Genomic DNA, 9357 nt, shown 5'->3' on the forward strand with positions numbered 1-9357 from the left:
ACCGGAATTGCCCGCAATCGTGCCGGTCCGGATGTCGGTCACCGCGCCGGCCGTGCTCACCGTCGTCAGCGTCCGGCCGTCGGCCTGGATCGCCTGCGCCCACGCCGCCGGCGACATCAGCAGCGGCAGGCTCGCCATGCCGATTGCGAGCCCGTGCGGGCGGTGCAGATTGGCCACCAGGGTGCGCAACCGGGGCAGGTTGCGACGGCGTTGAGCGATCTTCATGGTGTGACTCCCGGTTGCTGCCACGACCGTGCTTTGCGGTCGTTCGTAGGAATAATTCCTACATTATTGTAAGTCGATGTGACAGGGGCGTTGTTTGATTCGTCACGTCCGCTTGCGGCCGCGCTCGAAATGCCGCTGAAATCCGTCAATTTGTGCAAAGAACGTTCCGGCGTCGCCGCATCACGCACAGGAAGCCGACCGCGAGCCCGGTCAGCGCCAGCGAGCCGGGTTCCGGAACGGCCGAAACAAGCGGCCCGGTCAGCTCGAAATTCGCGCGTACATCACGGAAGTGGTACAGCGGTGTGTTGGCCAGAAACTGCACCGACTGGGTGCGCAGCGGGTCAGGTGTCACGGTCAGCACGCCGGTCGCGCCCAGGTCGAAGGTCAGCGTCGGCAAATCGAAGGCATAAAGCTGGTACTGGCCATTGGCGATTTCCTGCATGCCGATGTCGACCTCGAACGATCGGGTGATGCCCATGACGGTCATGCTCAGCGCGTGGGTCCGGTACTGGATGCCGCTCACGCCGGATTCGTCTGCCGGCCCGGTGCCCGCGAACAGCTTGAAGTAGTTGGCCAGCACCGGCGTGTCGCGCGTGAGATCGAGCGCGCCACTCAGCCCGTCCAGGCGGGAACGCGCGGTCGCCAGCGGATGCCCCTCGAAATAGGTCTGCACGGACGAGCCGGTCGTCTGGAAGGTGATCGGCACGGCGCATGCCGCACCCGTCCACAAGCACAGGGAAAACACTGCACTTCGCAGCGCGCCGAAAATGGAAATAGTCATCTGAACCTCCTTGTTGTGGATCCCGGCGGGCGCCTGCCCGCTCGTGACGTCCGGACCATGACCGTTTCGAATTCCGCACCTTGAAACGCTCACTGGGCGGAATTCGGCCGACGCGCAGCCGGAAATTTCAGGAGGGAATTAGGCGCGCAGCCCCTTGGGCGGTAAATACGAACATGCGCGTAGTGCGCGCCAGGACATGACGAAGAGCAGGAACTGGATCACGGCCGGTTACGACGGCCGGGTCACGCCTCGGGAAGGCGCTGGCGGATCGACCAGGCAACCAGCTCGGCCGCGTTGCGCAGGCCGAGCTTGCGGGCGATGTTTTCCCGATGCTTGCGTACCGTATGTTCGGAAATGCCCAGTTCGGCGCCGATCTGCTTGCTCGACAGGCCGCGTCCGACATGGCTGGCGATGTCCATTTCGCGACTGGTCAGGCCATCGTGTGCTGTCGTCGTGCCATGGCCGAACAAGGTCGCCAGTTCCGGGCTGACGTGGTAGCCCCCGTCGCCCACGGTGTGGATGGCCGACACCAGCGCGTCCGCGTCATCGGTCTTCAGCATGTATCCATGCGCACCGAAAGACAGCGCGGCCTGCACGGTCGCAGCGTCCTGACGCGCCGTCACGACCAGCACGCGGGTCGGCAGATGGGCGGCGGCGATGGCCTGCATCACTTCGAGCCCGTCGAGCCGCGGCAGACCCAGATCGAGCAGCAGTACGTCCGGCTTGAGCTCACGGGCAAGCCGCAGCGCGCCTTCGCCATCACCCGTTTCACCCAGCCAGCGCACCCGTGGCGCACGCGACAGCATCAGACGCAGCCCCTGGCGCACCAGGGCGTGGTCTTCGGCAACGACGATGCTAATCTCGCGGGCTTCCATGCGCCGGAAAATACCATGGCGATGACGTCGATACCGCTCGCCGCACACGACTGCACGGATGACAGCGCGGACGAGCGCGATGCGGTCCGGCGCGACCTGCTGGGCGTGTTGTTCGGTCATACGCCCACCATCGTCGCCGGCAACGTTGCCGTGGCGAGTACCGCGGCTGCGGTGCTGGTGAGCGCCGAGGGGCATTCGGCGGTCTGGATATGGCTGGCCGTCGTCTGTCTGCTGGTCGCCCTGCGCGCCCTCTACGTGCGCTGGATGCAGCCGCAACGCGCCGTGCTGGCCGGTCATCAGCTCGACCGCGCCGAGCGCGTCTACACGACTGTCGCCGCGCTGACCGGTCTGGCCTGGGGGGTGCTGCCCTGGCTGGGTTACGAAGGGCGCGACCCGTTCATGGACTTCTTCAGCGTCGCCATGCTGGTCGGCATGGCCGGCGGCGCCGTCACCGCCACCACGGCACTGCCGAGCGCGCTCAATCTATATCTGGTGTGCGCCCTCGTTCCGTTCGTCGTCAAGTCGTGGCTGATTGGCGGCGCCATCAATATTGCCGGCGGCTTGACCATCGTGTTCTACCTCGCGGTGCTCATTTCCTTCGGCCGCAACGCCCACGCCACGATGCGCAATGCCCTGCTGCTGACGCGCCAGAACGCGCGCCTGGCCGACACGCTGCGGCGCGAGCGCGACGCGGTGCAGGCGGCGATGCGTGCCAAGAACCTCTTTCTGGCCGGCGTGACGCACGACCTGCGCCAGCCGGTGCATGCGGTCGGCCTGCACATGCGCTATCTGCGCTCGCTGCGTGAAGACGAAGTGAGCCACGCGACCTTGAATGAAGCCTGCGCCGGCGTCGACGAAGCGGTGCGCGCGATGAGCAACCAGCTGTCGCGTCTGATCGAACTGTCGCGGCTGGAAGCCGGCGAGGCGCGCGTGCTGCGCCGCGCGTTGCCGCTGGCCGAGGTGTTGGCGTCGTGCGCCGCCCAGTTCGGCCCGCTGGCGCGTGACAAGGGGATCGAACTGGTGATCCGGCCGGCCCGCGCCACCGTGGACAGTGACCCGATGATGCTGCGTTCCATTCTCGACAATCTGGTGTCGAACGCGGTGCGCTACACCGACCGCGGCCGCGTGCTGGTCGCCAGCCGCTCGCGTGGCGACGAGGTGGAACTGCAGGTGTGGGACACCGGGCCGGGCATCGCCGAAGACCTGATCCCGCAGATCTTCATTCCCTACCGCCGCTTCGACGACCGCCAGACCCGGCACGATGAAGGTCAGGGACTGGGTCTGGCGCTGGCACGCAAGCAGGCGGAATTGCTGGGTCACCCGCTGACCGTGCGTTCGCGCATCGGCCAAGGCAGTGTGTTTGCGGTGCGCGTGCCCAGGGCGTAGGTGCAAGAGTGGCTTTGGGAGGGTTCCTGTGGGAGCGGCGATCCACTGCTGGCCCTGCATGGCCAGCCGGCTCTGCGGGCGGCGAGCAGTGCTCGCCGAAACCCCCGCGCCGCCCTCGCCGCAATACGCACGTTGCACAGCGACCATCGCGGCACTGAACGCGGCGAGGCCGCCGCTCCCACAGGGGCCGCTCCTGCAAAGGCCGTTTCGCAACGGCACACTTCCACAGCCAGCCGGGCTTTCCGGGTCATGTTGCAGTGCAATCGCGCAGCGCGCTGTCGTCATCGTCCGCAAGGCCAGACGGCAGGCGGACGACCGCCCGGCGGGCGGGCTGTCAAGGCTGTCGCCGCATGTCACCGAAGCGTAAAGTTCGGTGAACCGATGTCAGGAGACTCCCCCATGCAACAGATCGACCTGGTCCCGCTGACCGAAGAAGAAAAAATCGCCTGCCTGCCGGAGCAGGAAATTTCCAGCGAAGTATTGATCGAAAAATACGCCAAGGGCGGCGAAACGACGGTGGCCGAAGTGCGCCGTCGGGTGGCGAAGGCGCTCGCGCAGGCCGAGGCAGAAGACCGCCGCGCGCACTGGGAAGCGAAATTCCTCGACGCGCAGGAGCGTGGCTTCGTGCCCGCCGGACGCATCAGTTCGGCCGCCGGCACCCAGCTCACCGCAACATTGATCAACTGCTTCGTGCAGCCGGTCGGCGACTCGATCACCGAAGTCGAAGACCAGCGCCCGGGCATCTACACCGCGCTCGCGCAGGCCGCTGAAACCATGCGCCGCGGTGGCGGCGTGGGCTACGACTTCTCCAGCATCCGCCCGGTCGGCGCGCGCGTGCGCGGCACGCAGTCGCGTGCGTCCGGCCCGGTCAGTTACATGCGCGTGTTCGATCGCTCGTGCGAAACGGTCGAATCGGCCGGCAGCCGTCGCGGCGCACAGATGGGCGTGCTGCGTTGCGATCACCCGGACATCGAGCAGTTCATCCACGCCAAGGACAGTGGCGATCTGACCAACTTCAATGTGTCGGTCGGCGTGACCGACACGTTCATGAAGGCGGTCGAAGCCGACGGCACGGTCGAACTGGTGCACAAGGCCGAGCCGGCCAGCGACATCAAGGCCGCTGGCGCGTACCAGCGCGAAGACGGCCTGTGGGTCTATGCCAAGCCGCGGGCGCGCGAGCTGTGGGACCAGATCATGCGCTCGACCTACGACCACGCCGAGCCGGGCATCCTGTTCCTCGACCGCATCAACCGCGACAACAACCTGTACTACTGCGAAAGCATCGAGGCGACCAACCCGTGCGCCGAACAGCCGCTGCCGCCCTATGGCTGCTGCGATCTGGGTTCGATCAACCTGACGCGTTTTGTGAAGAAGCCGTTCAGCGAAACAGCCGAATTCGATTTCGACGGCTTCGCCGAAGTGTGCGCGGTGGCCATCCGCATGCTGGACAACGTGCTCGAAGTGACCCACTGGCCGCTGCCGCAGCAGCACGATGAAGCCATGGCGAAGCGACGCGTCGGCCTCGGCTTCACCGGCCTGGGCGACGCGCTGATCATGCTGCGCCAGCGCTACGACACGCAGGAAGCACGACTGATGGCGTCACGCATTTCCGAAGTGATGCGCGATGCGTCCTACCTGGCATCGGTCGAACTGGCGAAGGAGCGCGGCAGCTTCCCGCTGTTCAACGCAGACATGTATCTGTCGGGCGGCAACTTCGCGTCGCGCCTGCCGGCCGAGGTGAAGGAGCAGATCCGCAAGCACGGCCTGCGCAATTCGCACCTGCTGTCGATCGCGCCCACCGGCACCATTTCGCTCGCCTTTGCCGACAACGCGCGCAACGGCATCGAGCCGCCGTTCTCGTGGACCTACACGCGCAAGAAGCGCATGGCCGACGGCACCTTCAAGGAATATGCGGTCGAGGACTTCGCCTGGCGCATGTACCGGCACCTCGGCGGCGACGTGACGAAGTTGCCGCCCTGGTTCGTCACCGCGCTGGAAATTTCGGCCGCGGCGCACAAGGACATGGTCGCAGCGGTCGCCCCCTATATTGATACGTCGATCTCCAAGACGGTGAATGTGCCGGCCGACTATCCGTACGCCGACTTCGAAGATCTCTACCTCGCCGCCTGGAAAGCCGGCCTGAAGGGCCTCGCCACCTACCGACCGAACAGCGTGCTGGGCAGCGTGCTGTCGGTCGACGCGCCGAAGACGGAAGAAAAGAAGCAGCCGCACGACGTCGAAATCATCACCGGCACCAACCAGCGTCTGTCGATCGGCGCGCTGCCGGCGCCTGTGCTGTCCAGCCTGCGCTGGCCCGGCCGGCCCGACATGGCGGACGGCAACCCGAGCTGGACCTACATGCTGAAGACGCCGGGCGGCGAATTCGCGCTGTTCGTCGGTCACATCGAAAACGAAGGCCCGGACGGCCGCATGCAGACCCTGCCGTTCGAGGTGTGGGTCAATGGCGCTGACCAGCCGCGCGGTCTGGGTGCCGTCGCGAAGACGCTGTCGATGGACATGCGTGCCAATGACCCCGGCTGGCTCAAGCTCAAGCTCGACGTGCTGGCGCGCACCGCCAGCGACCAGGGTTTCGACATGCCCCTGCCGCCCAGCGGCGAGCATCGCCGCATGCCGGGCGTGGTGGCGGCCTTCGCCAACGTGATCCGCTACCGCTGCGACAAGCTGGGCGCCCTCGAACGCGAAGCCCCGACGCCGGTGCTCGACACGCTGTTCGCGCTGCAGGAGCCGAAGACCGGCACCGACGGCACGCTGAGCTGGACTGTCGACATCAGCAACCCGGCCACCGGCGAAGACTTTGTGCTGGGTCTGAAGGAAATCACGCTGCCCGGCGGCGAAACCCGTCCGTACTCGGTGTGGCTGTCGGGCAATTACCCGCGCGCGCTCGACGGCCTCACACGCATCCTCGCGCTCGACATGCGCGTGATGGACCCGGCCTGGATCGGCATGAAGCTGCGCAAGCTCATCAGCTACCCGGAACCGCTGGGTGACTTCATGGCCTTCGTGCCGGGCACCCGCCGGCAGCAGAACTGGCCCTCGACCGTCGCCTACGTCGCCCGGCTGATCATCCACCGTTACGCCATGCTGGGCATCCTTGACGAAGCTGGCTACCCGATGCGCGAAATGGGCATCCTCGAATCACCGCGCGGCGACGACGAGCCCAGGCTGATGCAGGGTGCGCTGTGCGGCGAATGCGGCAATCAGTCGGTCATCCGCAAGGACGGCTGCGACTTCTGCACCGCCTGCGGGGCGGTGGGGAGTTGCGGCTGACGCGGCTCCATCCGCTCTCCCGCGGATGCGTGAGAGGATGCGGCTGAGGGTCTGAAGGTGAGCGCCGCAACCGTGGTGACGCTGGAAAAGCAAAGACCAGGCAGCCGAATCGACTGATTCACGCTGCGCGGGGGCTCCAAAGTTTACGTGCAAGGCAGGATCCGCCGAAGCCATCGGGGATGTCCGCGCGGGCGCCGAAGACACCGACGAAGCGGCTGCAACGGGAGTAATGCGATGAAGATCGAATTCAGTCTGGCGTTGGCCGGACGCAGGCACCTGCCACGAGCCGGGTTTTTCCTGCTGCGTCGTTAAGACTCCCCGGGATCCAAAATGCAGCCGTCGCGTGCGAACCTCAAGCGCGAGCAATCGCACGCGGAGGAAATCGCAAACAGCTCGAGTCATGCCATCGGACTGCTCGCAGCGCTCATCGGAACTCCGGTACTCATTGTCCACGCAGTACGACAGGACGACGCCGCCTTCATTGTCGGCGTGATCATCTTCGCGGCAACCGTCTTGCTGCTCTACCTGGCGTCGACCCTCTATCACGCGCTTCCGGCCGGAAAGGCCAAGCGCGTCTTTCGAGTCCTGGATCACTCTTCGATCTTCCTCCTCATCGCCGGCACGTACGCACCATTCAGTCTGGGCGTCCTCCGTGGCGCATGGGGCTGGACTTTGTTTGGTCTGGTCTGGTCCATTGCCGTTGCAGGCATCGTGTTCAAGGCCGTCGGCAAGGCGTCCCACCCCGTTCTTTCGACCGGCCTCTACCTCCTGATGGGCTGGCTTGTCGTGATCGCAGTCGATCCTATGGTCACCCGGGTCCCGTTGTCCGGGCTGTTGTGGTTGCTTGCCGGGGGCGTGTTCTACACCGCCGGCGTCGTGTTCTATGCCACTGACTCCAGGCTGCAGTACGGTCATTTTGCATGGCATCTTTTTGTCATGGCCGGCACGGCGTGTCACTACTTCGCCGTGCTCTGGTATGCGGCCTGACCATCGGAGTGTGAATTTGCCCCTTTCGGCGGACACCCGGCACTAATGGGAGAAGCGGTCCGGGATGCCGAAGAGAGAAGCGCCGCATCCGGTGGAATGCTGACCAGGCGTATCCGTACGATTCGCGGCGCACCGGATGCGTCCTGCGGACGGGCGTTGGCCGGACCAGACGTCAGCCTCGTGACGCAATGAGGATGCAACCGGCGCAGGTCCGTCGCCCGGGCGCATCGGGCAGACCGGCACTCTTTCGCGTCGTACGCTCGCACGCATCTCCGCAGGTATTCTTGACGCCACCACTTTCCATTCCCGCCCTCAAGATGACCGCATCGCCGTGGCGCATCGCCGCCTGCCTCACGCTCGCCATCGCCGTTGCGCTGTTCGCACCCGACGACCCCGCATTGCGCGCCGCGCTGGCCATCTTTGCGCTGACTGGCTCACTGTGGATGACGCAGGCCCTGCCGCTGACGCTGACCGCGCTGCTGGTACCGCTGCTGGCGGTGCTGTTTGCCGGCATGACGCCGTCGAAGGCACTGGCGTCATTCGCGCACCCCATCATTTTCCTGTTCCTCGGCGGCTTCGCGCTGGCGGCGGCGCTCGCGCAGCACGGGCTGGACCGCTGGCTCGCCCGCCGGGTGCTCGCACTGTCCGGCGGGCGCAGGGTGAGCTCACTGGCCCTGCTGTTTGCGCTGACTGCGCTGCTGTCGATGTGGATCAGCAACACCGCCACCGCAGCCATGATGCTGCCGCTGGCACTCGGTCTGCTCGGCCCGGACGCCGATCCGCGCGAACGCACCTTCGTGCTGCTGGGCGTGGCCTACAGCGCCAGCATAGGCGGCATCGGCACGCTGGTTGGCAGTCCGCCGAACGCCATCGCCGCCGCCCAGGCCGGCATCGGCTTTGCCGAATGGATGCGCTTCGGGATGCCGCTGGTCCTCGTGCTGCTGCCGCTGATGGCGGCGACGCTGTGGCTTGTACTGCGCCCGGCGCTCGGCGGACGCATCGAACTGCCGGCAGAGGAAGGCGTCGATGGCTGGACGCCCGGACGCATCGCAACGGCTTCGGTATTCGCGTTCGCCGTAACGGGCTGGGTATTCGGTGCGCCGCTGGCACGCGCGCTGGGCGTCGAAGAGGACATCGACGCCGTGGTCGCGCTGGCCGCCATCGTGCTGTTGGTGGTCAGCCGCGCCATCGACTGGCCGGACATCGAATCCCGTACGCAGTGGGGCGTGCTGCTGCTGTTCGGCGGCGGACTGGCGCTGAGCGCCCTGATGGGTTCGAGTGGCGCGAGCCGCTTTCTGGCCAACGCGCTGACCGACCTGCTGCGCGGCACACCCGACTGGCTGGTGCTGCTGGGCATCATCGCCTTCGTGGTCATGCTGACCGAACTGGTCAGCAACACCGCCAGCGCCGCGCTGCTTGTTCCGGTTTTCGCCGTGCTAGCGCCCGACTTCGGCCTCGATCCGCGCGCGCTGTCTGCGGCCATCGCGATTTCGGCCTCCTGCGCCTTCATGCTTCCGGTCGCCACGCCCCCGAACGCGCTGGTATTCGGCACCGGCTACGTGTCCGCAGGCTCGATGATGCGCTGCGGACTGCTGCTGAACGGGGTGTGCATCGGCGTCATCTCGCTTTACGCACGGGTGCTGTGACGGCGGACGGAGAGGATGACAAAGTCGGCTGGTCGATGCGTCAGATATGGGCGCTTTCGCCAGCGGTATCCGTCGCCCGACCACTTTCCGAACACCTTCACCCTGGCGTCTGCGAGGCGTATGTGTTTGTGCTGCAAGCAAAATAATTACTGGCGGAAGCGGTGAGATT

General features: G+C 66.0%; 7 protein-coding genes. 4 read left to right on the forward strand and 3 right to left on the reverse strand.

The genetic code is table 11. The features are described 5' to 3' along the window. The 3 genes from Q8R75_RS17670 to Q8R75_RS17680 all read right to left on the reverse strand — a co-directional run. On the reverse strand, positions 1–225 hold a 225-nt coding region (locus Q8R75_RS17670; RefSeq protein ID WP_305611289.1), incomplete at its 3' end, for a hypothetical protein. Between the two features lie 145 nt (positions 226–370). After that, positions 371–1006: a PEP-CTERM sorting domain-containing protein gene (locus tag Q8R75_RS17675; protein ID WP_305611291.1), complete on the reverse strand. Its 636-nt coding sequence runs from the start codon at positions 1004–1006 to the stop codon at positions 371–373. 242 nt (positions 1007–1248) lie between these two features. After that, positions 1249–1881 carry a response regulator transcription factor gene (locus Q8R75_RS17680; protein ID WP_305611293.1) on the reverse strand — a complete coding sequence of 211 codons (633 nt, stop codon included), beginning with the start codon at positions 1879–1881 and terminating at the stop codon, positions 1249–1251. 15 nt (positions 1882–1896) lie between these two features. Here Q8R75_RS17680 and Q8R75_RS17685 point away from each other — a divergent pair, with 15 nt between their 5' ends. The 4 genes from Q8R75_RS17685 (at position 1897) to Q8R75_RS17700 (ending at position 9188) form a co-directional block, all read left to right on the forward strand. Then, entirely contained in the window at positions 1897–3267 is a 1371-nt protein-coding gene (locus tag Q8R75_RS17685; RefSeq protein WP_305611294.1) for a HAMP domain-containing sensor histidine kinase, read from the forward strand. 399 nt (positions 3268–3666) lie between these two features. Beyond that, positions 3667–6555 carry an adenosylcobalamin-dependent ribonucleoside-diphosphate reductase gene (locus Q8R75_RS17690; RefSeq protein WP_305663813.1) on the forward strand — a complete coding sequence of 963 codons (2889 nt, stop codon included), beginning with the start codon at positions 3667–3669 and terminating at the stop codon, positions 6553–6555. A 330-nt stretch (positions 6556–6885) separates the two neighbouring features. After that, on the forward strand, positions 6886–7542 hold the full coding sequence (locus Q8R75_RS17695) for a hemolysin III family protein (protein ID WP_305611298.1): 657 nt from the start codon (positions 6886–6888) through the stop codon (positions 7540–7542). Between the two features lie 284 nt (positions 7543–7826). Further along, positions 7827–9188, forward strand: coding sequence for a DASS family sodium-coupled anion symporter (locus tag Q8R75_RS17700; protein ID WP_305611299.1), 1362 nt, complete (start codon positions 7827–7829; stop codon positions 9186–9188). The last annotated feature ends 169 nt before the right edge of the window (positions 9189–9357 follow it).

The organism is Methyloversatilis sp. (assembly GCF_030696805.1).
Classification (GTDB): Bacteria; Pseudomonadota; Gammaproteobacteria; order Burkholderiales; family Rhodocyclaceae; genus Methyloversatilis.